The organism is Haloarcula salina, assembly GCF_010119195.1.
Classification (GTDB): domain Archaea; phylum Halobacteriota; class Halobacteria; order Halobacteriales; family Haloarculaceae; genus Haloarcula; species Haloarcula salina.
Genome location: NZ_WRXL01000006.1, coordinates 73,559 through 100,392 on the forward strand (window position 1 = coordinate 73,559; position 26,834 = coordinate 100,392).

20 protein-coding genes are annotated in these 26,834 nt (G+C 67.1%); 9 read left to right on the forward strand and 11 right to left on the reverse strand.

Annotated elements, in window-relative coordinates:
• The first annotated feature begins 137 nt into the window (after positions 1-137).
• Entirely contained in the window at positions 138-1,589 is a 1,452-nt protein-coding gene (gene xacF, locus GM656_RS15485) for a 2,5-dioxovalerate dehydrogenase (protein WP_162414591.1), read from the forward strand.
• A gap of 69 nt (positions 1,590-1,658) precedes the next feature.
• Here the strand turns inward: xacF and GM656_RS15490 are convergent, their stop codons facing one another.
• From GM656_RS15490 to GM656_RS15510, 5 genes are all read right to left on the reverse strand, one after another.
• Positions 1,659-2,345 carry an RraA family protein gene (locus GM656_RS15490; protein WP_162414592.1) on the reverse strand — a complete coding sequence of 229 codons (687 nt, stop codon included), beginning with the start codon at positions 2,343-2,345 and terminating at the stop codon, positions 1,659-1,661.
• A gap of 39 nt (positions 2,346-2,384) precedes the next feature.
• Positions 2,385-2,783, reverse strand: coding sequence for a Rieske (2Fe-2S) protein (locus GM656_RS15495; protein WP_162414593.1), 399 nt, complete (start codon positions 2,781-2,783; stop codon positions 2,385-2,387).
• Positions 2,780-3,943, reverse strand: a complete 1,164-nt coding sequence (locus GM656_RS15500) for an amidohydrolase family protein (RefSeq protein ID WP_162414594.1) — start codon at positions 3,941-3,943, stop codon at positions 2,780-2,782. Before GM656_RS15500 ends, GM656_RS15495 begins: the two co-directional genes overlap by 4 nt.
• A 111-nt stretch (positions 3,944-4,054) precedes the next feature.
• The gene (locus GM656_RS15505) at positions 4,055-4,834 is read right to left on the reverse strand and encodes an IclR family transcriptional regulator (protein WP_162414595.1); all 780 of its coding nucleotides are present in this window, start codon (positions 4,832-4,834) and stop codon (positions 4,055-4,057) included.
• A 1,176-nt stretch (positions 4,835-6,010) separates the two neighbouring features.
• Positions 6,011-6,841, reverse strand: coding sequence for a TrmB family transcriptional regulator (locus GM656_RS15510; protein ID WP_174242993.1), 831 nt, complete (start codon positions 6,839-6,841; stop codon positions 6,011-6,013).
• A gap of 287 nt (positions 6,842-7,128) precedes the next feature.
• Between GM656_RS15510 and GM656_RS15515 the strand changes: the two genes are divergently transcribed.
• Entirely contained in the window at positions 7,129-7,923 is a 795-nt protein-coding gene (locus tag GM656_RS15515; RefSeq protein WP_162414596.1) for a TrmB family transcriptional regulator, read from the forward strand.
• A 13-nt stretch (positions 7,924-7,936) separates the two neighbouring features.
• Here GM656_RS15515 and GM656_RS15520 read toward each other — a convergent pair whose 3' ends face one another.
• Entirely contained in the window at positions 7,937-8,290 is a 354-nt protein-coding gene (locus tag GM656_RS15520; protein ID WP_162414597.1) for a DUF7344 domain-containing protein, read from the reverse strand.
• A gap of 166 nt (positions 8,291-8,456) precedes the next feature.
• On the reverse strand, positions 8,457-9,947 hold the full coding sequence (malQ, locus tag GM656_RS15525) for a 4-alpha-glucanotransferase (protein WP_162414598.1): 1,491 nt from the start codon (positions 9,945-9,947) through the stop codon (positions 8,457-8,459).
• 163 nt (positions 9,948-10,110) lie between these two features.
• Here malQ and GM656_RS15530 point away from each other — a divergent pair, with 163 nt between their 5' ends.
• Complete coding sequence (locus GM656_RS15530) at positions 10,111-11,166, forward strand: glycosyltransferase family 4 protein (protein WP_162414763.1); 1,056 nt, start codon at positions 10,111-10,113, stop codon at positions 11,164-11,166.
• Positions 11,167-11,178: 12 nt separating this feature from the next.
• Here the strand turns inward: GM656_RS15530 and GM656_RS15535 are convergent, their stop codons facing one another.
• From GM656_RS15535 to malA, 4 genes are all read right to left on the reverse strand, one after another.
• Positions 11,179-11,529, reverse strand: a complete 351-nt coding sequence (locus GM656_RS15535; protein WP_162414599.1) for a DUF7510 family protein — start codon at positions 11,527-11,529, stop codon at positions 11,179-11,181.
• A 301-nt stretch (positions 11,530-11,830) separates the two neighbouring features.
• Complete coding sequence (locus GM656_RS15540) at positions 11,831-12,775, reverse strand: sugar phosphate nucleotidyltransferase (RefSeq protein ID WP_162414600.1); 945 nt, start codon at positions 12,773-12,775, stop codon at positions 11,831-11,833.
• A 41-nt stretch (positions 12,776-12,816) separates the two neighbouring features.
• Positions 12,817-17,346 (reverse strand): glycoside hydrolase family 15 protein, encoded by a 4,530-nt coding sequence (locus GM656_RS15545; RefSeq protein ID WP_162414601.1) that lies wholly within the window; start codon positions 17,344-17,346, stop codon positions 12,817-12,819.
• A 128-nt stretch (positions 17,347-17,474) separates the two neighbouring features.
• Positions 17,475-19,457, reverse strand: coding sequence for an alpha-amylase MalA (malA, locus tag GM656_RS15550; protein ID WP_162414602.1), 1,983 nt, complete (start codon positions 19,455-19,457; stop codon positions 17,475-17,477).
• A gap of 341 nt (positions 19,458-19,798) precedes the next feature.
• Between malA and GM656_RS15555 the strand changes: the two genes are divergently transcribed.
• The 6 genes from GM656_RS15555 to GM656_RS15580 are packed head-to-tail and all read left to right on the forward strand — an operon-like array spanning position 19,799 to position 26,832.
• Positions 19,799-20,833, forward strand: coding sequence for a HEAT repeat domain-containing protein (locus GM656_RS15555; RefSeq protein ID WP_162414764.1), 1,035 nt, complete (start codon positions 19,799-19,801; stop codon positions 20,831-20,833).
• 59 nt (positions 20,834-20,892) lie between these two features.
• A complete protein-coding gene (locus GM656_RS15560) occupies positions 20,893-22,116 on the forward strand; it encodes an ABC transporter substrate-binding protein (protein WP_162414603.1) in 1,224 nt (407 codons plus the stop codon).
• Positions 22,117-22,118: 2 nt separating this feature from the next.
• Complete coding sequence (locus GM656_RS15565) at positions 22,119-23,093, forward strand: NAD(P)/FAD-dependent oxidoreductase (RefSeq protein WP_162414604.1); 975 nt, start codon at positions 22,119-22,121, stop codon at positions 23,091-23,093.
• 51 nt (positions 23,094-23,144) lie between these two features.
• Positions 23,145-24,368, forward strand: a complete 1,224-nt coding sequence (locus GM656_RS15570; protein WP_162414605.1) for an ABC transporter substrate-binding protein — start codon at positions 23,145-23,147, stop codon at positions 24,366-24,368.
• On the forward strand, positions 24,365-25,582 hold the full coding sequence (locus GM656_RS15575) for an ABC transporter substrate-binding protein (protein ID WP_162414606.1): 1,218 nt from the start codon (positions 24,365-24,367) through the stop codon (positions 25,580-25,582). The genes GM656_RS15570 and GM656_RS15575 overlap by 4 nt, the downstream gene beginning before the upstream one ends.
• Positions 25,579-26,832: an ABC transporter substrate-binding protein gene (locus GM656_RS15580; RefSeq protein ID WP_162414607.1), complete on the forward strand. Its 1,254-nt coding sequence runs from the start codon at positions 25,579-25,581 to the stop codon at positions 26,830-26,832. Before GM656_RS15575 ends, GM656_RS15580 begins: the two co-directional genes overlap by 4 nt.
• Positions 26,833-26,834 lie beyond the last annotated feature (2 nt).

The following is a 26,834-nucleotide window of genomic DNA, read 5'->3' on the forward strand; positions in this document are numbered from 1 at the left end:
TGGGGTGTGAGCCGGCCGAACACCGCGCCGTCCGCGAATCTCGGCCCAAGGTGCGTGCGACGAGTCGGACGTCCGAGAGCGCTCGAACACCCTGTATCCCAAACAATTATACAGAGGGATTGCAACAGGATGGGTGTATGCCAACCGAGCATCGCAACTACTGTAACGGCGAGTGGGTCGCTTCCGAATCGGGCGAGACGTTCACCGTCACGAATCCAGCGGCGGAGACAGACGTTGTCGGACGGCTCCCCTACTCGACCGAAAGCGACACCGAGTGGGCAATCGACGCCGCGGCCGACGCACAGGAAGAGTGGGCGAACACGTCCGGTCCCGAGCGCGGTCGCATCCTCCGCGACGCGGGCGTAATCGCCGGCGACCGGAAAGACGAACTCGTCGAGACGCTCGTTCGCGAAGAGGGGAAGACACGCTCAGAGGCAGCAGGCGAAGTCCAGCGCGCCATCGATATCCTGTTCTACTACGCGGAGAAGGCCCGCGACCACGGCGGGACCAGCAAGCCGGCGAGCGCCTCGGACCGCCAGATTCAGACGAAAAAGGAGCCGCTGGGCGTCGCCGGCCTCATCACCCCCTGGAACTACCCCATCGCCATCCCCGCCTGGAAGCTCGCCCCGGCGCTGGCGACCGGTAACACCGTCGTCCTCAAGCCCGCGTCGCAGGCACCAATCAGCGCAAAGAAACTGGTCGAGTGCCTCGACGACGCGGGGCTTCCACCCGGCGTCCTCAACTTCGTCACCGGCTCCGGGAGCACGATCGGGAGCACCCTGGTCTCTCACGACGCCGTCGACGCCATCTCCTTTACCGGGAGCTCGAAGACCGGCGACGTCGTCTACCAGGAGGCCGCCGAGGATCAAAAGCGCGTCCAGCTCGAGATGGGCGGGAAGAACCCCACCGTCGTCATGCCCAGCGCGGACGTCGACGACGCCGTCGATATCGTCGGTGCGGGGGCATTCGGCGTCACCGGCCAGGCCTGTACGGCCGCTTCCCGCGCCATCGTCCACGAGGACGTCGCCGACGAGTTCCTCGACGGCGTCGTCGAGTACGCCGAATCGCTCGACATCGGTCCCGGACTCGAAGACCCGGACATGGGTCCGCACGTCAGCGAGTCCGAACTGGAGGTCACGCTCGACTACGTCGACGTGGCCGACGACGACGGTGCCACGCTGGAGACCGGCGGTGACGCGCTCAGCGACGGCGAGTACGACAGCGGTCACTACGTCGAGCCGACCGTGTTCTCCGACGTAGACACCGAGATGCGCATCGCCCAGGAGGAGGTGTTCGGGCCGCTCCTGAGCGTCATCGAAGTGAGCGACTTCGAGGAGGCCCTCGACGTGGCGAACGACACCGAGTACGGACTCTCGGCGAGCATCGTCAGCGAGAACGCCGACGAGATCGGCGCGTTCGTCGACGGCGTCGAATCCGGCGTGGTCAAGGTCAACGAGAAGACCACCGGCCTCGAACTGCACGTCCCCTTCGGCGGGATGAAAGACTCCTCGAACGAACTCTATCGCGAACAGGGCGACGCGGGAGTCGACTTCTTCACGACGACCAAGACGGTCTACTCGAACTACTGACCGACGCGGTCGGCGTCTGTCCCTTCGTTTTCGCGGCTGACTCGTCGTGAACTGGAACGCGGCCGCTTCTCAGAACGTTCCGTGCTCTTCGTAGGCTTCGGTCGCTTCGACGCCCTCTTCGAGCGCGTCGCGGACCGCGTCCTCCGAGGTGGCCATGTCGTGGGCGTCTTCGGCGACCTCCTCGGCGATCTCCTGGGGGACGACGACGACGCCGTCGCCGTCACCGACGACGATGTCACCCGGCGAGACCCGCACGCCGCCGACGACCGCGTCGGTGTTCCAGTCGAGCAGTTCCCAGCGGAAGATGCAGTCGACAGGCGACGTGTACTTGTTGAACACCGGGAAGCCCCGATCGCGGATCACACTCGTGTCTCTGACGCCGCCGTCGATGACCGCACCGGCGACGCCGCTCGGCTGGAGCGACGTGACTTCCAGTTCGCCCAGGTGGGCCGACGTTGTGTCGTTCGTGTCGTAGATCATGACGCCGTCTTCCGGCACGTCCTCGTGCATTTCGAGGAAGCGGCCCAGGACCTCGTCGGCGTCGACGCTGCGGTTCGGTCGGCCGACGATCGGGAAGGCGCTTCCGACGACGTTCATCCCGTCTTCGAGCGGGGTGATCTGCGGGTCGAGCGTCTGTTCCTCGTGGCCGTACTCGTGGAGCACGTCGGCGATTGCCGGCGTGTACAGCTCTTCGTATTTCGCGAGCAGTTCGGTGTCCGTGACTCGTTCTCTCTCGACAGATGATTGTTCAGACATTGGTTGGTGTGGTGTTGGATGGAGTGGTTGCAGGTGTGATTACAGCGTGACGACGACGTGGCCGGATTCGTCTCGCACGGGGATCGACCGGAGCCGACAGCCGTCGTCGACGAGGCAGTCGCCGCTCGTGGCGTCGAACTCCCAGCCGTGCCAGGGGCAGCTCAGGATTTCGCCTTCGCGATTCCACTCGAGTTCAGTTTCGAGGGAATCTCGGTCGAACTCGCCCTCGACGGTGCCGCTGAGCATCCCCTCGCACAGCGGACCGCCCTGATGGGCACACCAGTTCGGGTACGCGTACAGCTCGCCGCCGATGTTGAACACGCCGATCTCCTTGCCGTCCAAGAGCGCGATGAGTCGCTCGCCCTCGGCCAGTTCGTCCGTCTTGGCGACGACGTGTTCGTCGTCGTCGAGCGCCAGGTCGTGGGTGTTCGTGCTCATGTTGATACGTCGATGTCGAAGACCTCCGCGGAGTTCTTGTAGAGCACCTTGTTACGCTCTTCCTCGGAGAAGTCACCCATGAATTTCAGCAGCGCTTCCGTGTTGTCGATGTCGAAGTGAGGGTGATCCGTCGCGAACATGAGCACGTCGCCGCCCCACATCTCGATGAGCTGTTTCATCATGCGCTGGTCGTTCGGTTCGTCGAGCGGCTGGGTGGCGAAGTAGAACTGGTCTCGGACGTACTCCTCGGGCGTCTTTTCGAGCAGCGGGACCTCGCTCCGTCGCTGCTTGTACTCACGGTTGAGTCTGAAGATGAGCGACAGCCACGCGATGCCGGCCTCCTGGAACACGAAGTCCACGTCGGGGAACTTCGCCGGGGTGCCGTTCTCGAACAGGCTGGTGAGGTTGAGGAACTGCGAGTAGACGTGGCCGAGCGCGTGGTTGGCCATGTACGTCTGCATCTCGTGTTGGATGATCGGGAAGTCAAGCCCCAGTCCGGGAGCCGCCGCGCCGTGATAGACGACGGGGAGACCGTTGTCCTCGGCCGCCCGATAGATCGGGTCGTATTTCGGGTCACCGAGGGGCGTCTTCACCCCGCTCGAATTGATGAAGACGCCGCAGATCTGATCTTCCTGGGCGATTCGGTCGACTTCTTCGGCCGCCGCGGAAGGGTCGTGCGGAACGACCGACGCCAGTCCTCGGAAGTTGTCGTGTCCGTCGAGGAACCGCTCGACGAGGACGTTGTTGGCCGCACGGTTGAACGCGACCGCCTTGTCCGTCTGCCGGACCATGTTGAGCTCCGGCAGCATGTTGACGATGGGATAGTCCACGTGGAACTCGCTGGACAGGACGTCGTCGATGTCCTCCTTCGAGTCCGTGACCTGCATCAGCTCGGTCGGGAGTTTGCCGTTGAGGTCGCGGTTGTAGTTGTCCGTCGGGTACAGACCGTCGTAGGAGGAGTGCCCCGGCTCGAGGTAGTACTCCACTTCCTGACGGTACGGGTCGTCCAGGTGAGCCAGCATGTCGCGCTGGATCTCTTCGTGTCTGAACGACGTGTGGACGTCCATGTCGATGACCGGGACCTCCTTCAACTGGTCTGCAAGCGGGTTTGTGCGCGCTTGCTCGCTTCGTTCGGCGAGACTGTCGGACTGGTTTACCATACACTGCACCATTCGAATACATTCATTATAAATGTTCTCCATCACCCCATCACACAGGTGTGCAGCCCTGATTTTGTAAGACAAAATCAGTAGTTTCAGGCACTCTAGCGGTCAATAAGTGGACTCATCGGTACGCGTGATATTGAGACTGATCACGTTCGCCGCGCTCTTGACGGCTTCGGCGAGTTCCTCGTGGTAATACTCGCCAGTGAATTTCATCGCCGGTCCGGACAGACTGATGGCACCGAGCGTCTCATCGTTTTCGTCGAGGATCGGTGACGCGATACAGCGCAGTCCCTTCTCGTACTCCTCGAGGTCGAGTGCGAGCTGTTCCTCACGGACGGTTTCGAGTTCGTCTTCGAGCGCGTCGCGCGACGTGATCGTGTTCGGCGTGTGTTCAGTGAGTCCGTGCGTTTCGATGACGTCGTCGAGTACCCGGTCGGGCAGAAACGCGAGCATCGCTTTCCCGGTCGCGGAGCAGTGAAGGTCGTGGTACTCGCCGGCATCCGTCGAAAATCGCACTTCGGGTTCGTCCTTCGTTCGGTAGAGATACACCCCGCGCCCGTTTTCGATGGTCGAGAGGTTGGTGAGTTCGCCGGTCTCGGTGCAGATCCGGTCGGCCTCCGGTCGCCCGAAAGCGAACAGCGGCCCCTGGTTCCGTGCGGCCTCGCCGAGCGTGAGAAACCGTAGTCCGAGCTGGTAGCTATCGCCCTTCTTGATCACGTACCCCTCCTGTCGAAGCGTACTGAGGTGGTTGTGAACTGTGCTCTTCGTGATGCCCGTCTCGTCGGCGACCTCCCGAATCGTGCCCCCACCGAGGCGTTCCACTCCCTCGAGTATCGCCAACAGCGTCAGATCGGACCGAATGGGGTTCTTCGCCGTGTGTACCATGGTGTATTTCCGGACCGATGGCACTTTACAGTTTTGTGTGACGATATCTGGACAGTTGGCCCGTCTCTGGACCATATTTCCACAATAGAATCACGACCAGTAGCTCTCTCTAGACGGCCAAAAACGGGTGTCCACGCCATAGATTCTCACGGTCTTCGGTGCGATTCCGGATCGAATGAGCTATTTTGCGTCACAAAACGGATACGAGCCGGTCGCAACTGGGCGATCACAGCGAGACCGCGAAGAGAATAACGAGCGTACTAGTGTTATTCTGTCGTACCCGCTCCACAGGACTCCGTCCGACCGTGGGCCGATCTGTAGTCACAGCTACCGCGAGAGGGAGAGCGGATCTCGCTGCTGTCTACTGAGCTACCGATGGTCCGCTGAATCATCGTTCCGTCTCGACTGCTGGTTTTGTGTTATAGAACGCCGGGTTCGCACCGCTCTGACTGCTTCACCGGTCGACTGACAAACCAGTATTCTGTGCTCGATCTACATCCGAAGGCGTCGGTCGTGTGGCTCCGTACAGGGCACGACACCGTCTGACTGGAGGCCTCTCCATCTCTTCGTGTCTCCCCATGGCCCCCACACCGTGTCGTTGAGTCCCTCATTCGCTGTTCGTAGTCACCTGATACCATGTGGCGACAGCCACGTCTCCCTCAGAGAGGGGTACCGCTGTCAGCGCCGTTGGGGTGTGCCGAACAGAAGGTGACTGAGACTACCACCCGTACGGTTGTTATTCCCGTCGACAGAAGACAGTAGACGAATGGATTCGAAACACGCCGAAGACGGGTACGTCTCTCCGGTCAGAGATCGCGTCGCTCATCGGATCTGCTGTATGTCCTCGTCGACACCGTTCGTTTCGTGCGGACAAAGTGGGGTCGGTAGTTCATCCGGCCCAGATCTTTATATCTATATTTGGCCCGATAGGATCAGTATATTCGATCGTACTTCGATCTTTCAGCGTTCATTCTCAATTTCCCCATTGTGTTATCGACCATGGGTTTTTAGTATTAAATATCGTATATTTGCATGAATTTCTCTCCTATGCAGTAGTTTTACTGGCGTTACGGTACCATATACGGGTCGTAGGGGTCAGAGCGTGTCCGCTGAGTCGGATTGCGACGGAGTTCACGGGACACAGACCGTCGGCGGAATGGCCGGCACGCGCGACGGTCAGGACCCGCCGCTCTCTATGCTCTCGTTGAACAGCAACCCGGTCGCCATCAGCCGTCGGACGATGGTGACGAGGCCGTTGTCGAACCCGCGCCCGAACACGGCCTGTTCGTGTGTTCGCCGGCCCCCGTCCGCGATTCTGCACGAGCTCACCAGGATCGCCTCGCGGTCCACCAGCAGGAGTCGACTGATCTCCGTGTTGTCGTTCGGCAGCGGCGACCGGCTCAGCCAGTCCAGCGTCGAGACGAACACTTCGATACCGCCCAGTTCGTCGCGGATGTCGGACTGGAGCGCCTCCGAAGCCGTGCCGACGATGACGTCGACACCGCGCTCGCGGGCCGCCCGTAACTGCGCTGCCAGGTCCTCGGAGAAGACGTCCTCGTGGCCGATGACCAGGAGGACTTCCTCCGACGCCCCGTCGATCAGTTCCCGCGCCCGAGCGGTGATCCCCTGATCGCCTGAGAGCGCCCACACCTCGTGCGTGACGTCTTCGGTCGAGGTGTCGGGAGCCGGTTCGAGGTCGATCAACGTCCGGCGGAGCGACTCGGTCCGGTCGAGGTACTCGGCCTTGAGCGTGTTGATGGCTTCGTCGATGGAGACGGCCCGATAGATCCGGGGGCTCAGGTGCTGCGTCTCGACGAGTCCTTTCGACTCCAGCACGCGAATCGCGTCGTAGACGCGCGTCCGGGGGACGCCGGACGTTTCGCTGACCTCTTTGGCCGTCCCGCTCTCTCGGCGCGTGAGCCCGACGAACGCTTTCGATTCGTACTCCTTGAGGCCGAGTTGCTTGAGCAACTCGACCGCTTGCTCACTGTCAGAGTGGTCGGTCATGTAGCAGTTGGTTTCCCATTGTGTCTGGTTCTCGGCCAAGGGGTTTAGTCCGTTCCCCTGTTTCACCGACTCCGTAACTCGACGAGTTACAGATTTTTCCGGCGATAGGGAGCCTCAGGGACGTACGAGGGAGAATCCCGAAATCTATTCACCCAATTAATTACAGTACATCTATACGTGTATCTCCCCCAGAATATTCCAGCGTGTTCCCACAGATTTGCTCACTCAGGCATCGAGATCGTACCCGCGGCCGATCGGCGTTGTTTTCACGATCTCAGTGACACCCGATGTCTAGCGACGACTCCGACCAGGCGTGGTCCACGGCAGTGAAGCAACTCAAGGCTCTGGGCCTCAGTACCTACGCCGCCAGGACGTTCGTGGCCCTCGCGTCCCTGGGCGAGGGGACGGCACAGGACGTGACGGACGTGGCAGATGTCCCCCGAACGCGCGTCTACGACGCGGCCGACGAACTCCGTGAGCGCGGGCTGGTCGACGTGAAACGGACCAGTCCGAAGCGGTTCTGGGCGATCTCCTCGGAGACCGTCGGTCGCCACTTCGAGCAGGAGTACGACCACCGCGTGACCACCATGACCGAGGCGCTCGATTCCCTCACGGCTTCGGACCGCCGCAGCGAGCAGCGCGGCGTCTGGACGGTGACCGGTCGCGAGACGGTGTCCGAGCGCGTCGTCGATTTCGTCGCGACCGCCGAAGACGAAGTCGTGTACACGACCGCCGAGACGTTACTCACCGACGAAATCGTCGAGAGCCTCGCGGCCGCGAGCGACCGCGGGGTCTCCATCCGACTCGCGCAGATGTCGGGGCCGGCGGAGGAACGTGTCCGGGAGACGGTCCCCGACGCGGAACTGTTCAATTCGCTCTGGGACTGGACGGACACGCCCGCGGGCCGGCTCCTCATGGCCGACCGGGAGCGGACGCTCGTGAGCGTCCTCGTCCAGGGCAACGGCGATCACCCGCCGGAACCCCGCGACGAGACCGCCATCTGGGGCGCGGGCGCGACGAATAGCCTGGTCGTCGTTCTGAAGGCGCTGTTCACCTGGGAACTCGACAGGACACGGGACTAGCGCGGCCCCGTTCTCAGGAGAACGCCACCGACCCGTCGCCCCGATGATTCTCGATCAGTTCCAGCAGGTCGGCCACTTCCTCGAAGTTCGTCCCGCGCCCCACCGTCCCCGCGTCCGGGTCGTACTCGATAACGTCCGCTCGCGCTAGCATCGGTAAATCGACGTGGTGAAGGTGGACGCTCGGGGCGTCGGTGCGCTCGTGAGAGGGGGTCTCGGCGTGTGCCGGCTTCCGCAACGCCTCGGCCAGCGTATCGAGAGTCGCCCGTTCGGACGCGTCGGCGAGTCGGTCGACGACCACTCTCCGTGATGGCTTCCTCAGCAGTTCGAGGACGGTCTCGGTCGCGAGCGACTGAGTGGAGTCGGTCATGGTGTCATACCGTGTTCAGACTTGACTGGATGAGTGTAAACAGATGCCCACAGTTCGGTCACCGGCACCATTATCCCTGTCGGTAATTCAGATCATCACAACCAGCCTGACGGGAGCGAGACGGGCCGTTCGGCGGTTCCCGGCGCGCCGGCGGTCGGGAACCGCGTCAGCGGATCGTCCGATCGGTGACCTGCCGCAGGCGCTCTGCCACGTCCGAGCCGAGGCCGTCCTCGGTCACGCGCCACTGCCAGTTCCCCGTCGCGGTGCCCGGGACGTTGAACCGGGCGTCGCTCCCCAGACCGAGGAGGTCCTGCATCGTCGTCATCGCGACGCCGGCGTTGGAGTTCCAGACGGCCTCGATGAGGTCCCAGTTGATCTCGCTCCCGTCGGTCCCGAGGTTGTAGTGGAGGCAGTCTCGCTGGCGGTCCGAGAGGTCGCGGTAGTAGCCGACGACGGTGTCGGTGTCGTGGGTCGAGGTGTAGCCGACGGACTGCTCGGGGTAGTGCATCGGCTGGTACATGTGGCCCTCCTCGCACCAGTCGGCGTACTGCGGGACGCGCATGCCGGGGAAGCCGAACTCGTCCCGGAGGGCGACGATGCCCTCGTCGAGGAAGCCCAGGTCCTCCACGAGGAAGGGGAGGTCGCCCAGTTCGGCCTCGACCGTCTCGAAGAACTGCGCGCCGGGGCCGTCGCGCCACTGGCCGGCGGCCGGGTCCTCGGCGTCGGCGGGGATCGACCAGAACTCGTCGAACCCCTTGAAGTGGTCGATGCGGGCGATGTCGATCAGGTCGAACAGCCGCTCGAAGCGGTCGAGCCACCAGCCGTAGTCGTCCGCGCGCAGGGCGTCCCAGTCGTACACCGGGTTCCCCCAGCGCTGGCCGTCGTCGCCCATGTTCGGCGGGACGCCGGCCACCTCCGTCGGGCGGCGGTCGTCGCCGAGCCGGAACGCCTCGGGGTTGGCCCACACGTCCGCCGAGTCGAAGCCGACGTAGATGGGCAGGTCGCCGACCAGTCCGATGCCGCGCTCGTCGGCGTACGCGGCGATGTCGCGCCACTGTTCGTCGAAACACCACTGGACGAACGCGTGGTATCGGACTTCGTCGGCGAGTTCCTCGCGGTACCGCGCCATCGCGTCCGGGTCGCGGGTCTTGATCCCCGCCGGCCAGTCGACCCAGGCCCCGTCGTCGAGCGCCCCTTTCAAGGCGGTGAACAGCGCGTAGTCCTCGAGCCACGCCGACTCGCGCTCGCGGAACCGTTCGAAGGCAGCTCGGTCGTCGTCGCTCGCACGCTCCTCGAAGCGCTCGAACGCCGTCCGGAGACGCTCGGTCTTGAACGCGGTGACGCGGTCGTAGCGCACCTGCTGGTCCGAGACGCCGTCGGGCGGTTCGACTTCGCCGTCGTCGAGGTAGCCCCGCTCGACCAGGTCGCGGAGGTCGACGAGGAGGGGATTGCCCGCGAAGGCGGAGGCGGACTGATAGGGCGAGTTCCCGTGGACGCTCGACGTGGGCCCGAGCGGGCAGAACTGCCACAGCGACTGGTCGGCCCGGTCGAGGAAGTCGACGAAGGCCCGCGCACCCGAGCCGAGGTCGCCGATGCCGTGGGGGCTCGGCAGCGACGTGTGGTGGAGAAAGACGCCACTCTGTCGTTGGAATCGCATACGCCACTGTTTCCCTGTCAGCTATTTCAAGACACGGGTAGCCCGGAGCCGCCGGGGCCGCGACGGTCGGACGAGTCGCGACCGCCGGGACCGCCGATCTGCGGGCACGCAAACATATATACCGCCTCCTTCCGACGTTGGCGTAGGAGTGCCAGCCAGAGAGATGCCACCGAAAGTCCTGATGCTCGGATGGGGATTCCCGCCGAACGTCACCGGCGGGCTCGACACCGCCGTCGGGGAACTGTTCGATCAGCTCGAACCGAGAGACGACGTGGAGTTCGAACTGGTACTGCCCGACGAGTACGCCCCGGCGGACAGGGAGGGCATCCACGGCGTCCCGACCGGAAACGGCGACATCATCACGCGGATCGGCCGACTCGCCGGGGAGTTCGCCGACAGGGCGGCCGACGCCGACATCATCCACACGAACGACTGGTTCGGCTACAACCCCGGCTCGCGGGCCACGTCCGCCCACGACGTGGAGTGGATCAGCACCTTCCACTCGCTGTCGGCCGACCGGAACGTCTCGCCGCCCCAGCGAGAGGTCGAGACGGAACAGCGGGTCGCCAACCGGTCCGACCACGTCGTCGCCGTGAGCAAGTTCACCCAGCGTCGGATCCGCGAGCACTACGACGTCGACTCGACGGTCATCTACAACGGCTTCTCGTCGGTCGAGCCGACCGACCGAGACGTGAAGGCCGAACTCGGCATCGACGGGCCGATGCTGTTCTTCGTCGGCCGACACACCGATCAGAAGGGAATCTCGTACCTGCTGTACGCGCTCTCGAAGCTCCGCCGGGACGACATCACGCTCGTCCTCGGCGGGTCGGGCCACCTCACCGACCAGCTCGAACGGTTCGCGGAGCTGCTTGACATCGACGACCAGGTCGTCTTCCCGGGCTACCTCCCGCAGGAGGAACTCGGAGACTACTACGAGAGCGCCGACCTGTTCGTCTCGCCGTCGCTGGCCGAGCCCTTCGGCATCACCATCGTCGAGGCGTTGTCGGTCGGCACGCGCGTCGTCGCCTGCGAGAGCGGGGCCGCCGAGCTTCTCAACGAGGACTGCGTCACAGAGGTCGAACCCAACTCTGACTCCATCGCCGACGGCATCGAACACGCGCTGTCGCTGGAGACGCCCATCGAGTACGAGGTTCGAACGTGGGAGGACGTGGCCGACGAACACGTCGAGTTCTACCACGAGGTGCTGGACGGGGCCTGAATCGCGGCCGCCTCAGCGGAGAAAGCGCACGTCCGTGACCGGCTCCGGGTGGACGACGAGGTAGCCGTCGGCGGTCGGTTCCATGCCAGTCACCGCGGTCGCGTCGGGATGGGTCTGGTACGGGCTGTCGGCGGTCTGGCTGGCGGGCTGGTAGGGGCTGTCGTACGGCGACTGGCGGTCCGCCGGCTCGCGGTCGAAGTCCTCCGGCGGCAGGTAGATCTTCTCGCCCGAGGCGGACTCGACGACGACCGCCGTGTCGCGGTCGCCGGACACCTCGATCCTGGTCCGGCCGTCGTCGATGGTCATGTCGAAATCGACGGGTCTGGGCTCCGCGCCGCCCTCCTCCTCCGGTTCGCTGCTCATGCCGGACCCACGGCTGTACCGAACTTAATCCTTGGCCAGCGCCCGGCGCGACTGGCAGAACCGATCAACAGGACGGTATTTCGAGAGAGGTGTCACCCGGTGCTGGAATCTTGTAACACCCGTACTGCTGTTAGACGCACCGCCGTGAAGCGCCCGTAGAGGGGCTAATACCCTGATATATTCGACACAGCAGTGCCGAACAAGCGGCGGTGTACGGTCCGATGTCTTGAACACTGTCACATGCGATATAGTGTCATGTGAAGGGATGGGACGCGCCGGTCGTCCCCGGCGGCGCGACCGCTCACCGCTCGATGACGAGCGAGCGGGCCATATCCAGGCCCTCGAGGGACACGTTCTCGCCGAGGATCGTCTCGGTGAGAGCGCAGTCGTGCACCGTGGCGTCCGGGAAGATGATCGCCCGGTCGAGGCTGGTGTCGACCACCTCCGCGCCGGCCATCACGTGGACGGTGTCGCCGATGTCGCAGTTCTCGACGGTGGCGTCGGGGTGGACGAGCGAGCCGCCGTCGAGCTTCCACTCGACCGTCTCGAAGTACGACTCCGGCGTCCCGATGTCGAACCAGACGTCGTCGAAGGTGAAGGCGTACACCGGCTCCTGGGCCTGGAGCCACTGGATGAACCAGCCGGGCTCGTCGGGGTTGTTGTCGTCCGAGAGGTACTCCTCGAAGCGGATCGAATCGGCCGGGAAGGCGTAGCAGGCGATGGAGACGAGCGTGCTGTTGGGGTGGTCGGGCTTCTCCTGGAAGTCGACGACCTGCTCGCCGTCGAGTTCGACCAGCCCGTAGGACTTCGCCTTCTCGCGGGAACCCACGTCGTAGGCGGCGAGCGACGGGGCGTCTCGCGCCTCGAAGAAGTCGAGGAACTCCGAGGGGTCGAAGCCGATGAGGTTGTCGCCGCCGATGACGAACAGGTCGTCGTCGATGCCCTCGCGCTCGACGAGCTGGGCCAGCGCGCCGACGACGCCGAACTTCTCGTCCTCGCCGGACGTGTCCTCGACGGAGAGCCTGACCTTCTCGTAGCCCATCTCGTCGACGTGGGCCCTGAAGTCGTCGGCGAAGGCCTCGTTCGTACTCAGGTAGGTCGTCTCGACCCGCTCGTCGTCCTCGAGCGACCGGAGGACGCCGTCGATGACGGTCGTCTCGCCGATCGGCAACAGCATCTTCGGACGTCGACGGGTGATCGGCCACAGTCGCGTCGCGTATCCGCCGGCCAAGACTATCGCGTCCATACCTCCACGTTCGCCGGTGACTGGTAAAGTGGTATGGGGAGCTAGAGCCGGAGTCGCCAGACGGTCGTCCCGGCTTCCTCCAGGTCCTCGTCGTCAGCGGCGGCGACGATGACCTGGTTCTCGCCGGGCTCCACGTCGAGCGCGACGCTGAACTCTCGGTCGTCGACGGTGACGAACGCGCTGTCGGCGGGCGTCTTGATGACGACGCAGACGCCGGTGGTCTCGCCGGAGACGACCAGTTCGTTGCCGCGGAACTGCGTGTCGACGCGCAGCGCCGGACTGCGGTCGGGCTGGTGGACGCCGTCCTCGCGGTAGCGCTCGTGGACGAACGCCGGCGTCTCGATCGGCTCGCCCGCGCTGACGCCGTGGGCCAGGCGGACGTACTGCGCCATCGACCACGCCAGCGGCGTCGCCGACCCGGTCCCCTCGGCGAACTCCCAGTCGTACTCCGTCGTGTGCTCGCGGTCCCAGATCTGCTCGGCGATCATCCGCCCGGAGTTCGCGACCTGCTGCATCATCCGGAGGCAGTCCGCGGGGCGGACGTCCGGGTCGTCGCGGTGGAGTTCGTACTCGCCGCGCTCGCCGGTCAGCAGCGGCCAGAGGCGGCCCTTCCCCTTGTGCTCGACCGACCAGGGCGCGCCCTGGTCTTCGCGGTCGCGCTCGCCGTAGCCGTCGCCGTTGTACCGGTAGAATCCGGGGGCCCACTCGGTGTCGACGCGGATCGTCTCGTCGACCTCGGCGAGGGAGTTCCGGATCACCGCGTCGGCGTCGGGCTTGATGCCCAGGCGGACGAGTTCGAGGAAGCCGCCGTCGATGATGTTGCGCTCGTCGAGCGTCGGCCCGTCGTTGGCGAGCGTCCGGAGGTGGCCGGCCTCGGGGTCGCCGTCGAGCGTGATCCGGGGATAGTACGGCGTGTTGGTGTGGCGCTCGGTCCCGGTCTCGGTCGCCGTCCAGTCGTCGACGTTGTTCGCCCAGTGGTCGGCGAGCGCGAGCCAGACGAGCGCGTCGTCGTCGTGGCCGGTGTCGATCGCGAGCTTCGCCGCACAGGCCAGCCCGGCGATCTCCGCCGCGATGGACGACGGCGAGAATCCGGCTTCCTCCTCCCAGCGTTCCTGGGCCGTCTCGGGGCCGTTGCGGACGACGTAGTCGGCCGACCGGCGGACGTTCTCGTAGCCGTAGTCCACGTCCTCGAAGTCGACGCCGGCCTCGGCGAGGTGGTAGGCCATCACCTGCGGGAACGAGATGTTGTCCATCTGCTCGCCGCCCCAGCGGGTCGTCCCGTTCACGTAGGTGTTCTGCGGGATGAACCCCGTCTCGTCTTGCTGGTAGCGGTAGATGTACTCCAGTTGCCCGGCGGCGATGTCGAGCGAACCGACGGCGTCGAAGACCGTGAACACCTGATAGAGGTCCCGCGACCAGACGAAGTTGTAGCCGTATCCCTTGGGCTGCTCGGCGTTGACGGCCTCGCCCCACGGCACGGACGGCGAGGCGATGGACGCCCCGTGGTAGGTCTTGTCCTCGACGGCCAGGAGCGTCATGAGCGCGCTCCGGTACTGATTGGCCAGCTCCTCGTCGTCGGCGACCGCGTCGGGCAGTCGCTTGTCGTCGAGGAAGTCGCGCCAGCTCGCCGCGTATTCGGACTGAACGGTCTCGTAGCCGCGGTCGAGCGCGCCGTCGGCCTCGCCGAGTGCGGCGGCGGTGTCCGCGTGGCGCGCGAACCCGAGCGCCAGCGTCTCGCTGGTCCGAGTGCCGGTCCCGAGGCGACCGACGAGGACGACGTTCGTCCCGTCGACCGACTCCACGGGGTCGGGGAGGTCGCCCTTCGAGTACAGCGCGTCGAGGCGGTCGCTCCCGGCCGCGCCGACCGTCGCCCAGTCGAAGCGGCCGTCCGACGCCAGCGCGACGGCGACTGAGTAGGCGTCGCCGTTTTCGTCGACCAGCAGGTCGTTGTCCGTCGCGTCGGTGTAGGCCCGGGGATTGCGGGCGACGAGGTGGTAGCTGCCGGGCTTCCCGTACCTGATGCCGCGGTCGTGGCGGTCGGTGCTGGTGAGGGCGATGTCGGCGACCGAGAACACGTCGTAGAGCTTGTCGTCCTCGGCCTCGAAGGCCACGTCGGCGACGATCGCGTCGTGTTCGGGGTCGGTGGCGTAGTCGACGGTCAGCGTCCACCGGTGGCCCCGGCCGTCGCCCGTCTCGGTGAAGACGTGCCGGAAGAGGAGCGACTCGTCGTCGACCGGTTCGACGCGGCGCTCGACGGTGTCGTCGACCCGGCGGTTCTCCCGGTGGGTCCGGACGGCGTAGTCGGTCTCGTCGACGCATCTGACGAGGAAGTCGAGCGTCCGGAGGTTCAGCAGGTCGACCTGCGGGTACCGCGCCTCGGTCAGGGCCCCCTCGGTGAGCGTGAACCACACGCGAGAGGGGTCCTGCTCGCCGTGGTCGGCGACGGTCCCGACGCCGTACTTCTCGCCGGTGGTCCACGTCGGGTTCGCGCTCGGCCCCTCGGTCACCGCGGAGGTCGTCGGGAGCGCGTTCAGGTCGTCGAGCAGCGCGGTCGCGTGGAGCCTGAGCGCGTGCGACCAGCCCAGCGGCGCGGCGCTGTCGAGGTCGCCGTCGTCGAAGGCCTGCTCGGCGAGGTAGCCCGCCCCGGTCGTGAGCGGCCCGTCGTCAGAGAGCAGTTCGTACAGGTCGCTCGCGCGGTCGAGGTAGGCGTCGCCGCGTCGGCCGCGGTCGTTCAGCAGCGACCCGACGCGGGCGGCGGCGAGCGCGCCCATCGCGGTCGTCACGGACCAGACCTTCTCCGCGTCCTGGTGGCCGGTCCGCCAGCGGTCGCCCTCGTAGCGGACGAGGCCCGCGACCTGGCTCCCCGGAGGGTTTCGGAACAGGGTGTCGAGCGTCGTGCTCACGTGGTCCGCCAGGCGGGTGAGCTGGTCGTAGTCGAGCGACGCCGTCTCGATGCCGAGGTACTCGTCCATGGCGTCTGCGAGGTGCAGCCCCGCCGCGTCGATGCGGTGGTCGGGGTCGCCGTCACGCAGGGCCATCAGGTACACCTCCATGTCCTCGTCCCAGAGGTGGTCGAGGCCGTCGATCACGCGGTCCGCGGCGTCGCGGCCGCGCTCCCGGACGTCCTCCCGGAGCGGCGCGCGAGCGACGGCCGAAAAGGCCTCGATGAACGTCGCGGCGGTGTGGACGAACTGCCCGACCGAGTCCTCCCAGACGTTCTGGCACGGCGCGGGCAGGTCGTTGTCCGCGACGTCTGCGACGAGGGCGTCGACGCCCGCCTCGATCGTGTCGCGGATCTCGGCCGTCAGGTCGTCGTCGAGGTCGGCGCGGTGCTTTCGCAACAGGGCCGCGAGAAAGGCGGTGACGGTCGCGGTCTGGTCGGCCTGGTACTCGGGGGAGTCGTCGTGCTCGACCCTGGCGTTGGCCCAGCCCGGCGCGATCGAGCCGTCGTCCGCCCAGACGCGGTGGGGCCAGGTGCCGTCGGGACGCTGGCTGTCACAGAGGAACCGCGCGCTCTCGGCGAGGACGCCGAGCGTCTCGATGTCGATGCGGTCGCCGGCTTCGAGGAGGTGCCGCGAGACGGAGGCGTCGTCGCGGAACCAGACGTAACCGTAGCCCCCGGAGTTGGCGTAGAAGGGGTCGAACTCGGGGGCGGCGATGCGACCGCCCATCGGCGACGACAGCAGTTCCATCACCCGGAGGTCCGTCCGCACCGACTCCCAGCGCGGGGCCGATTCGGGCACGGTGACACGGGTCCGATCACGGGCGGCCTGGCGCAGTTCGTCCGCGCTCGCGTGCTCGCGCGCACACGCCGAGAGGTCGAGCAGCGCCGTCTCGCGGTCCACCTCGTCGTGGTCGGAGAGCTGGCTGATGAGCGTCGTGCTGTTGCTCCGCCCGGAGCGCTCCAGGGGCGCGGTCACGAGGAAGTCGCCGGTGAGCCGCGTCTGGTCGCGGCGCTCGGTCGGGGCGGACCGCGGGAACGTCACCGGCTCGTCGGCTAAGATCTCGGCGAGGCGCTCCGGTCGCTGTCCGTCGACGGCGTCGAGTCCCGTGGAGGCGGCGAGGTAGTCGTGCTCGCGGCGGTGGAAGACTTCGAGCACGCGCGAGTCCGCCGGCCCGCCGTCCTCGTGGATGAGCGAGCCGACGCCACTCTCGGAGCCCTCGGGGGCCATCGTGACGAACGCGACGAGCTTCGCGTCCTGGGGGACGGCCCCCCGCATCTCGACGTGTGTGACGTGGGCCCGCCCGAGCGTCAGGTCGTACTGGTGGACGGTGAACGACCCCGCGTCGTACTCGGTCTCGACGAGGCGCGTGTCGCGATAGTAGTGCTGTCTGATGGTCTCAAGGTCGTAGAACCACCGCGTCTCGTCACCGATGAGGATCCCGAGCTGGGACCGATCGATACCGGAGAGCCCTGACAGCGAGTCGGAGTAGTCTCTCAGCGTGCCGTTCTCGCCGACGTGGACCAGGCGGTCGCCGTGTCCGGAGAACGAGCCCGAGATAGTTCGCCGTTCCTCCGGGAAGCGCCCGCGACGAGTCTTGAACTCGTTGAGCGCCGTCGTAAGCCGCATACATATCAAATCAGACCAATCTCTATAAACACCTGTGATTTCTGCAAATTAGTCGAACGCGCCGGATCGACGGTCGCTATCGCCCAGATTCGTCCTCGCGAACCCCTGACACGGGACTCGGCGACCGATTACAGGTCGAGCGCGGCGGCGTCAGCCGGGAGCACGGCGACGCTGTCGACGGTGACCGCGCCGTCGCCGTCGGCCGCGACGGACTGGCCCGAGACGGCGTCCGTCTCGCCCGCGGCGTCGGGCACCTCGACCGTCGCCGGGTCCGTCCCGAAATTGAGGACCACCACGGCCGCGTCCGTCTCGGTCGCTCTGGCGAACGCGACCACGCGGTCGGACGGCCCCTCGCGCACGTCGTAGGGAACGCGGACGAGGTCGGCGTCGGTCGACAGCGCCGGGAGGCCGTGTCTGGCGGCCGAGAGGTCCCCGACGTACGCCTGGAGGGACTCGTCGGCGTGGTCCCACGCGAGGGCGTCGCGCCGGCCGCGCTGGCCGAACTCCTGGCCGGCGTACAGCAGCGGCGACCCCGGCAGGGTGAACAGCGCGCCGGCGGCGGCCTCGGCGGCCGGGCGACCGTAGTCGACGAGGTAGCGCGTCTCGTCGTGGTTCTCGGCGTAGAGCATGAACGACGCGTGGTCGGGGAAGCCGATCCGCGCCCGCTCGTCGATGGCGTCCAGGACGGTCTCGGCGTCGTCGCCGCCGCCGGCCCGCCGGAGCGCCGCGTACGTCGTCGAGTCGAAGTGCATGTCGAACAGGCCGGCCTGGAAGTCCGGAATGTACGGAATGGTCTCGTCCAGCAGGAGGAACTCGCTATCGCGGTCCTTGCAGTAGTCGTGGATCTCGCGCCAGAAGCCGTCGGGCACCGCCCACGCCATGTCACACCGAAAGCCGTCGACCAGTTCCGCCCACTGGGCGACCGCGTCGAGCAGGTGCCGACGGACCGGGAGGTGATCGAAGTCGAAGTTCGCGATGTGCTCCCACTCGAAGTACGTCTCCGGTTCGGTCTCGGTGCGCCACTCGTACCAGTCGCGGTACTCGCTGTCCGGGTCGTCGCGGGCCGCCTCGAAGTACGGGTGCGTGCGCGCCGAGTGGTTACAGACGAGGTCGAACAGGACCCTGAAGCCGCGGTCGCGCGCGGCCTCGACGAACCGCTCGTAGTCCTCGCGCGTGCCCAGGTCCGACGCGATGGCGAAGAAGTCCGTGATGTTGTAGCCGTGGGGTGCGTGGTCGTTCTGCAAGACCGGCGTGAGCCAGAGCACGTCGACGCCCAGCGAGTCCAGGTAGTCCAGTCGGTCGACGATGGCGTCGAAGGGCGAGTCCTCGCCGTCGCCGGCGAACGTCCGGACGTATATCTCGTAGATGAGGGCGTCTTCGGCCCACTCGGGCGCGTCGTAGGGTCGCCCGGGGACGACCGCGCTCCCACCGTCGGTGGCGGTGCGGGTGAACTCCGCCTGGTCGGGCACGCTGTAGCCGGCCTCGCCGACCGCGACGGCGTGCACGCGGGCGCGGTCCGGGAGCGCGTCCAGCGGAATCCGGAGTTCGCGCTCGCCCTCGATCACCGCGTCGGGGTCGACCTCGTCTCGGTCGTCGAGCAGGAACTCGACGGCGAGGTCGTTCGCGGTCTCGCTCGCGTCCGGGTGCGGGCTCACGTCGGCCCTGACCACGGCCTCGTCGCCCTCTACGGCGGGCCGCAGGGTGAGCCGCGGCCGGCCGCCGCCGTCGCCGGATCCGGTCTGTGCGCCGTGGCCGCTCCCAACGGGGCCGGAGCCGCTCCGGCCGCCGGAGACGCCGGGGCCGCTCCGCCCGCCAGACGAACCGGAGCGACCCGAACGGCCCGAGGTGTGGATGCCGCTCGATCTGAGCGCGCCCGGGAACGCGCGGACGGTGACCTCGTGGTCGCCGTCCGGCGCGGAGAGCCGGGCGACGTATCTGCCAGGGGCGTCCGGGACGAGGTGTTCGACGGGGTCGTCGCCGAGCGTCGCGGTCGAGCCGTCCGGGACGCGCGTCAGCCGCCAGGAGTACGTCGCCGACGGATCGGGGTCGCGAGGCGCGAGTTCGACCTCGTCCCCCGTCGCGACGAACTTCGGCGGACCAGGGTGATGCATAGGCTCACTGCGATTGACACCGCCTTGATAGTTGTGGTGACCGTGATATTCGAACCCGGGCGGAGCCGGCATCGCGGTGTATGTCCTCGGCCGGGAGTTCCCGAGCCGACGACGACTTCGAGGCGAGACGGACAGGGTTTCGGCCGCGTCCGCGGCGTCGGTGTCGCCGGATCCGACGGGCTAGCTCTGGATCGCCCACTCCGGGTCTATCGATGACGGTAGTGCGCGTCGGTCGGCCGATAGAGCGGTGTCTCGGGCCTTCCGGAGAGCGCAGTCGCCGCGGTGACCGGGCAATACCGTTATATCGTCGGGCCGTGCAGCCACTCGCCAACGGGATACAGATGGAGGACACGGACGATCCGACGGTGGCCGATCGCCTCGTCGAACTTCTCGAGCGGGGCGACCACGAGGCGGCGGCCGAGCGCGTCACCGACCTCGAAACGGCCGCCACCGACGAGCGGAAAGCGGCGCTGCGGTCGCTCCGAACTCTCGCCGACTCGACGCCCGAAGCGGTCGCCCCGCTGGTCGAACCGCTTACGGCCTCCCTGACCGACGAGGAGCGGGCGGTGCGGCTCTCGACCGCGAAGCTGTTCGTCGCCGTCGCCGAGCGAGCGCCCGACGCCGTCGTGCCGGCGGTGTCCGCCCTCGCGTCGCGGCTGGGAGACGACGAGGAGTTCTACTACGTCCGGGCCCGGGCGGCCGAAGCGCTGGGGTACGTCGCCGTCGAACGGTCCGCGGAGGTGGCCTCGCCCGAGGTGCTCGCCGACTTGCGCGTCGGGCTGGCGCTCGACGAGCCGGAGGTGCGAGAGAAGCTGGCGAAAGCACTGGAATGCGTGGCGCTGGGCGACCCGGCCCGACTTCGTCACCGCGTTTCGGACCTCGCCCAACACCTGACTGACGACCGGGAACTCGTCCGGTATCACCTGACGACGGCGCTCGTCGCCGTCGGCTGTGAGCACCCCGACCGGCTCCGGGACGCGCGCGACGAGATCAGCGAGCGCCTCGACGACGAGAGCGCCTCCGTCCGAGGTCGAGCGGCCGAGGCACTCGGGCTGGCGGCCCGCGCCGATTCGGCGGAGACAGTGGCTGTCGACTCGCTACCCGACCCCGACGACGCGGACCCGTTCGTGGCCGAGCGCGTCCGGTTCGCGGCCCGCGCGGGAGCGGACGCGCCAGTGCCCGATGGCGAGATAGCCACAGAGACCGACGCGGACAGCGGCCCGCGAGTCGGGACGCTGGCGTCGATCCGTGAGACGACGGAGGAGGCCGCCACCGCCATCGCGTCGGGCGGCGGCGAGGCCGAGTGTCGCCACTGCGGCCTCGGACTCCCGACCGATGGCCCGCCGCTGTGTCCGCGGTGCGGAGCGCCCCGGTGACGTTTTAGGCCCGCCGAAATATCGTAACCGCTATATCTCTTTAGGCTGGCCTAATCCACATGGACGACGATCGAAGCGGCGATTCGACGCGGCGGCAGTTCATCGCGACCGGTCTCGGAGCGGCCGCGACCGGGGCGCTGGCTGGCTGCACCGGCTCCGGCGGGAGCGAGCCGTCGGGGACGGCGAGTCCGGAGCCGACTGACACGGTGACGACCACCGAGGCGACCGACGACCGGCAGACGGCGACCGGCGGCGACAGCTATTCGGTGTCGATGGAGCCGATGGGCGATGTGACCTTCGAGTCGGTCCCCGAACGGTGGCTGGCGTACTTCAGCACCTACGGCGACATGGGAATCGCGCTCGGGCAGTTGGACGGGCTCCAGGGGCTCGTCTTCACGGAGAACTGGCCGCTCGCGTTCTACGACCACCTCCCCGGCGTGGACGTGTCCTTCGACGGCGTCACGCAGCTCATGGGCGAGAACGGGCTGGACAAGGAGGCGTTCTACGAGCTGGGCTGTGACGTACACCTGTTCGACCCGACCTTCCTGTCCCGCCTCGCCGACGGCATGGACGCCGCGGACTTCGAGGAGGTCGACGCCAACGTCGGCCCAATCGTCGGTAACTCGATCCGGCGTCGCGGGAGCGACTGGCACGACTACCGCTACTACTCGCTGTACGAGGCCTTCGAGAAAGTCGCGCAAGTGTTCCAGGAGCGCGAGCGATACGAGGCGCTGAAGTCGGTCCACGACGACCTCCTGGCGACGATTCGGGCCGATCTCCCGCCGGAGGACGAGCGCCCGACCGTCGGGCTCCTCTCTGTCAACTCCGACTTCGAGAACGGGGCGTTCTACGCGTACCCGGTCCACGACGGGAACGGGCACAAGCAGTACCGCGACCTCGGGATGCGCGGGGCGTTCGACGACCACATCGACGGCAGCTACGCCGAGTGGGACTACGAGACGATCCTCGAAATCGACCCGGACGCACTGTTGTTCCAGTACGGCTTCTCGCACGTCTCGACGGCGGAGTTCGAGCGGCGGATGGACGCGATGCGCGAGGACCCCGTCGGACAGCAGCTCTCGGCCGTCGAGAACGACCGGCTCTACCGCGGCGGGACCTCCTATCAGGGGCCGATCGTCAATCTGTTCCAGACCGAGGCCGCCGCCAAGCAGTTCTACCCCGAGACGTTCGGGGCCTGGGACGGCCTGGACACGCTGGCCGACGCGGACGCGCGGCTGTTCGACTACCAGCGCGTCGCCGACGTCGTCAACGGGGCGCTCTGACCATGGCCGGCACGAACGGGCGCGCCGACGGCGCGTTCGACTACGACGTGGCCGTCGTCGGCGGCGGCCCGGCCGGCTGTTCGGCCGGCGTCTTCACCGCCCGCGAGGGGCTCGAAACGGTCGTCTTCGATCGCGGGCGCTCCTCGCTCAAGCGGTGTGCCCACCTGGAGAACTACCTCGGCTTCCCCGCCGGCATCGACGTGGAGACGCTGTACGACCTGTTCCACGCCCACGCCGAGACCGCCGGCTGTGCGCTCGTCTCGGACATGGTCGAATCGGTCGACCGGACCGACGAGTCCGGCTTCGCGCTGGACCTGCAGGAGGGGGAGCCGGTCACCGCTCGCCGGGTGGTCGCGGCGACGCGCTACGACGGGACGTACCTGCAGGGCCTCGACGGCGAGGCGATGATCGAGACGAACGAGCACCACGGGGAAGAGCACGAGCGCTTCGCCCGGGACTACGCCGACCGCGACGGGTCGACGCCCGTCGACGGGCTGTACGTCGCCTCGCCGACCCCGGGTGCGGACAGGCAGGCGATTCTCGCGGCCGCTCGCGGTGCGCGCGCCGGCCGCCGGGTCGTCGCCGACGCCCGCCGCGACGACGGCTGGTGGGAGGGCGTCGCCGAGGGCGTGGACTGGGTCCGGCGCGAGGCCGAACTCGACGACGAGTGGACCGACCGCGAGCGGTGGGTGACGTGGTTCGACGAGCGCCACGCCGCGGACGCGCCCGTCGACCCGGATTCGGAGCGGTTCCAGCGCGTCCGGGACGCGACCGTCGAGCAGGCCCGGTCGGCGTACATCGACCCGGAGGAGATCGAAGCGCGGGCCGAACGGGGTCACGAAGCGCTGGCCGCACACCTCGACGCCGAATCGGCCGTCGACGGCGTCGGCGAACGCGCCCTGCTGGAGGCGATGGACGACGACGCGATTCGCAGCTACGTCGAGGCCGACGAGACGCCCGACGGCGACGGTCTTTAGGCTGGCCAAAATATCGAAGCGTTTAGGTAGTGTTAGGGAGGCCTAAACCACATGGTACCAGAACCGACGCGAAGTGGCGGACCGACGCGGCGCGAGTACGTGAAGTACGGCGGTGCGCTCGTCAGCGGCGGCCTGCTCGCCGGCTGTGCCGGTGACAGCGAGGGCGGGTCGGCGTCGACGTCGACCGACGACCCAGCGACCGAGACGGCGGCAGAGACTGACCCGCAGACCGAAACCGAGACGCCGAGCACCGACGGCCCGTACTCGGTCTCGATGGAACCGGTCGGCGAGGTGACCTTCGAGTCCGCCCCAGAACAGTGGGTCGCGTTCTGCGGCGGGTACGCCGACATGGCCGTGGCGCTTGGCCAGGCCGACGGGTTCGCCGGCATCGACGGCGTGGACCGCTACTACACCTACGTGTACGACGACCTCCCGGGCGTCGATATCGACGAGGCGATGCTGGAGCAGTACCCGGAGGTGCGGACGAAGGAAGTGTTCTACGAGGTCGACGCCGACGTGCACTTCTACGACCCCGAGATGCTCAAGAACTGGTTCGACTGGGGTCAGGAGGACGTCGACGAGATCCGCGAGAACGTCGCGCCCTTCTTCGGGAACCTCCTCTTTCGCCGCTCGGACGCGTGGCACGACTACCAGTTTTACACCCTCTACGAGGCCTTCGAGAAGGTGGCGCAGGTGTTCCAGGAACGGGCGCGCTTCGAGGCGTTCCGGTCGCTCCACGACGAGTTCATCGGCGGTCTCCAGGAGCGGCTCCCGCCTGAGGACGAGCGCCCCGAGGTCTTCCTGACCTTCGAAGGGACGAACGAACCCGCGACGTTCTCGCCGTACCGGCTCAGCGACAAGGGGACGAGCAAGAAGCAGTGGCACGACCTCGGTGCGAAGGACGCCCTCGTCGGCACCGATATCGAGAACCTCAGCACGACGAACCGCGGCGAGCTCGACTACGAGAACCTCCTCGAAATCGACCCCGAGGTCATCCTCGTGCGCGGCCACGAGCGCAAGTCCGCCGCGGAGTTCCGCGACGTGGTCCTCGGGTACATGCGGGATCACTCCGTCGCGAGCGAACTCACGGCCGTCCAGAACGGCCGGGTGTACCGCGGCGGCTACCTGCATCAGGGACCGATCCACAACCTCTTCCTGACCGAGCGGGCGGCGAAGCAGCTCTACCCCGACGAGTTCGGCGAGGTGACCGACGACGAGGAACTGTTCGACCGCCAGCGCGTCGCGGATATCGTCACGGGAGCGTTCGACGAATGAGCGGCGACGGCCCGACCGACAGCGGGGGCCCGACGCGCCGGGACGCGCTCAAGTACGGCGGTGCGCTCGTCGGCGGCGGCCTGCTCGCCGGCTGTACCGGGGACGGCGACAGCGCGACGCCCGCGGCGACGGACGACGGGACGGGGGCCGCGACGACGACGGAAACCGACGCCGCGGCGACCGAGTCGGCCACGGGCGACGGCTCGTACTCGGTGACGATGGAGCCGGTCGGAACCGTCGAGTTCGACGCCGTGCCGGAGACGATCGCGCCGTTCACCGCCGACTACATCGACATGCTGGTCGCGCTGGGCCACGGCGAGGCGGCCCAGTCCATCTGGTACCGCGGGCGGTACAAGACGACTCACTACGAGGAACTCGACGGCGTCTCCATCGACCTCTCGCGGCTCACCCAGCTCTGGAACGACGGCATCTCGAAGGAGCTGTTCTACGAGATGGACGCCGACTTGCACCTGATCGACCCCCACGCCCTGACGGACTGGTTCCAGGCGTGGTCCGAGCAGGACCTCGACGAGATCCGCGAGAACGTCGCGCCGTTCCTCGGAAACGTCATCTTCCGGCGGACCGACTCGTGGCACGACTACCGCTACTACTCGCTGTACGAGGCCTTCGAGACGGTCGCGCAGGTGGTCCAGGAGCAGGCGCGCTTCGAGGCGATCCGGGCCATCCACGAGGACCTCGTCGCGACGGTCCAGTCCCGGCTCCCCGCCCCGGACGAGCGCCCGAACGCGGCGCTCATGTTCGCCGGCGAGGAGCCCGAGGAGTTCACCCCGTACCGCCTGTCCGGCAACGGCGCGAACAAGGAGCACTTCCACACGCTCGGTCTCTCCGACGCCTTCGCGGACAGCGGCGTCGAGGGGCTCTCGACGAGCGACACGGGCACCGTCGACTACGAGACGCTGCTGGAGATCGACCCCGACTCGCTGCTCCTTCGCTACCACCGGAAAGGCAAGACCCGCGAGGAGTTCGAGGCGACGGTCCTCGACTACATGAAGGACCACGAGGTGGGCAGTCAGCTGACCGCCGTCCAGAACGACATGGTGTTCCGCGGCGGCCCCATCTACGCCGGCCCGCTGCACAACCTCTTCATGATCGAGCGGTACGCCACGGCGTACTTCCCAGACGCGTTCTCGGAGGAGCAACTGTTCGACCGCGAGCGGCTCGCCTCGATCATCACGGAGGGGGTCGACGAATGACTGACGACGCGGACTCGCGGCGCTCGCCGACGCGGCGAGACGCCCTCAAGTTCGGCGGCGCGCTGCTGGGCGGCGGCCTGCTCGCCGGCTGTGCCGGGAGCGGAGACAGTGCGACGCCGACCTCGCAGTCGACGGGCGACGGCAGCGACGGAGCGACGACGCCGACCGACGCCGCCGACGGACAGTCGACCACGACCGAGGGCTACACGGTGTCGATGTCGCCGGTCGGCGACGTGCGCTTCGACGCCGTCCCGGAAGAGGTGTTCACCGTCTACCCGCAGTACCTCGACATGGCCGTCGCGCTGGGCCACGGCGAGCGCGTGAACTCGGTGTACGTCCCCGAGATGTCGGGGACGACGATGAACCACTACTACCACCACCTCGACGGCGTCTCGCTGGACTGGGAGGGGCTGCACGACCCGCTCACCGACGGTTTCTCGAAGGAGTCCCTCTACGAGCGCGGCAGCGACGTGCACCTCGCCGACCCCGCCTGGGTGTCGACACAGGAGGGGTGGAGCACCGACGACGTGGCCGAGGTGGCCTCGACGCTCGCCCCCTGGGTCGGGAACTTCTACAGCGGGACCCACGACGCCCCGCCGGAGGGCTACGCCGACTACCGGTACTACACCCTCTGGGAACTGTTCGGCAAAGTCGCCGAGGTGTTCCAGGAGCGGGCCCGCTACGAGGCGCTCGCGCAGGTCCACGCGGACCTCGTCTCGCACGTCCAGTCGAACCTTCCGCCGCGAGAGGAGCGTCCGACCGCGGTGCGGGCGACCCTTTCGAGCGACGGCTCGAAGTTCTGGACGTACCACCTCAACGAACCCGGCTACTGGCTCGCGGACACGCGGCCGCTGGGGGCGAACGACGCCTTCGGCGACGAGGAGTGGAACGGGCTCTGGGGCACGGTCGACTACGAGGTGATGCTGGAGGCCGACCCCGACGTGTTCCTCCACCTCTGGGGACTCACCCCGAGCTACAGCATGGCCGACACGCGCTCGAAGCTCGAAGACAACGCCGCCGGCAGCCAGCTGACCGCAGTGAAGGAAGGGCGCGTCTACCCCGCCGGGATGCGCTATCAGGGCCCCATCATGAACCTCTTCCAGATCGAGATGGGCGCGAAGCAGCTCTACCCCGACGTCTTCGGCGCGTGGCCGACCTACGAGGACGGCGACCACTATCCGGAGATTCCCGAGGACGAACGGCTGTTCGACCGCCAGCGCGTCGCCGACATCGTCACCGGAGACTACTGACA

What these genes read in the sequence shown, in the direction of transcription:
- xacF (WP_162414591.1), top strand. Translation starts at nt 138, where the DNA reads ATGCCAACCGAGCATCGCAACTACTGTAACGGCGAGTGGGTCGCTTCC.
- GM656_RS15490 (WP_162414592.1), bottom strand. Translation starts at nt 2,345, where the DNA reads ATGTCTGAACAATCATCTGTCGAGAGAGAACGAGTCACGGACACCGAA.
- GM656_RS15495 (WP_162414593.1), bottom strand. Translation starts at nt 2,783, where the DNA reads ATGAGCACGAACACCCACGACCTGGCGCTCGACGACGACGAACACGTC.
- GM656_RS15500 (WP_162414594.1), bottom strand. Translation starts at nt 3,943, where the DNA reads ATGGTAAACCAGTCCGACAGTCTCGCCGAACGAAGCGAGCAAGCGCGC.
- GM656_RS15505 (WP_162414595.1), bottom strand. Translation starts at nt 4,834, where the DNA reads ATGGTACACACGGCGAAGAACCCCATTCGGTCCGATCTGACGCTGTTG.
- GM656_RS15510 (WP_174242993.1), bottom strand. Translation starts at nt 6,841, where the DNA reads ATGACCGACCACTCTGACAGTGAGCAAGCGGTCGAGTTGCTCAAGCAA.
- GM656_RS15515 (WP_162414596.1), top strand. Translation starts at nt 7,129, where the DNA reads ATGTCTAGCGACGACTCCGACCAGGCGTGGTCCACGGCAGTGAAGCAA.
- GM656_RS15520 (WP_162414597.1), bottom strand. Translation starts at nt 8,290, where the DNA reads ATGACCGACTCCACTCAGTCGCTCGCGACCGAGACCGTCCTCGAACTG.
- malQ (WP_162414598.1), bottom strand. Translation starts at nt 9,947, where the DNA reads ATGCGATTCCAACGACAGAGTGGCGTCTTTCTCCACCACACGTCGCTG.
- GM656_RS15530 (WP_162414763.1), top strand. Translation starts at nt 10,111, where the DNA reads ATGCCACCGAAAGTCCTGATGCTCGGATGGGGATTCCCGCCGAACGTC.
- GM656_RS15535 (WP_162414599.1), bottom strand. Translation starts at nt 11,529, where the DNA reads ATGAGCAGCGAACCGGAGGAGGAGGGCGGCGCGGAGCCCAGACCCGTC.
- GM656_RS15540 (WP_162414600.1), bottom strand. Translation starts at nt 12,775, where the DNA reads ATGGACGCGATAGTCTTGGCCGGCGGATACGCGACGCGACTGTGGCCG.
- GM656_RS15545 (WP_162414601.1), bottom strand. Translation starts at nt 17,346, where the DNA reads ATGCGGCTTACGACGGCGCTCAACGAGTTCAAGACTCGTCGCGGGCGC.
- malA (WP_162414602.1), bottom strand. Translation starts at nt 19,457, where the DNA reads ATGCATCACCCTGGTCCGCCGAAGTTCGTCGCGACGGGGGACGAGGTC.
- GM656_RS15555 (WP_162414764.1), top strand. Translation starts at nt 19,799, where the DNA reads ATGGAGGACACGGACGATCCGACGGTGGCCGATCGCCTCGTCGAACTT.
- GM656_RS15560 (WP_162414603.1), top strand. Translation starts at nt 20,893, where the DNA reads ATGGACGACGATCGAAGCGGCGATTCGACGCGGCGGCAGTTCATCGCG.
- GM656_RS15565 (WP_162414604.1), top strand. Translation starts at nt 22,119, where the DNA reads ATGGCCGGCACGAACGGGCGCGCCGACGGCGCGTTCGACTACGACGTG.
- GM656_RS15570 (WP_162414605.1), top strand. Translation starts at nt 23,145, where the DNA reads ATGGTACCAGAACCGACGCGAAGTGGCGGACCGACGCGGCGCGAGTAC.
- GM656_RS15575 (WP_162414606.1), top strand. Translation starts at nt 24,365, where the DNA reads ATGAGCGGCGACGGCCCGACCGACAGCGGGGGCCCGACGCGCCGGGAC.
- GM656_RS15580 (WP_162414607.1), top strand. Translation starts at nt 25,579, where the DNA reads ATGACTGACGACGCGGACTCGCGGCGCTCGCCGACGCGGCGAGACGCC.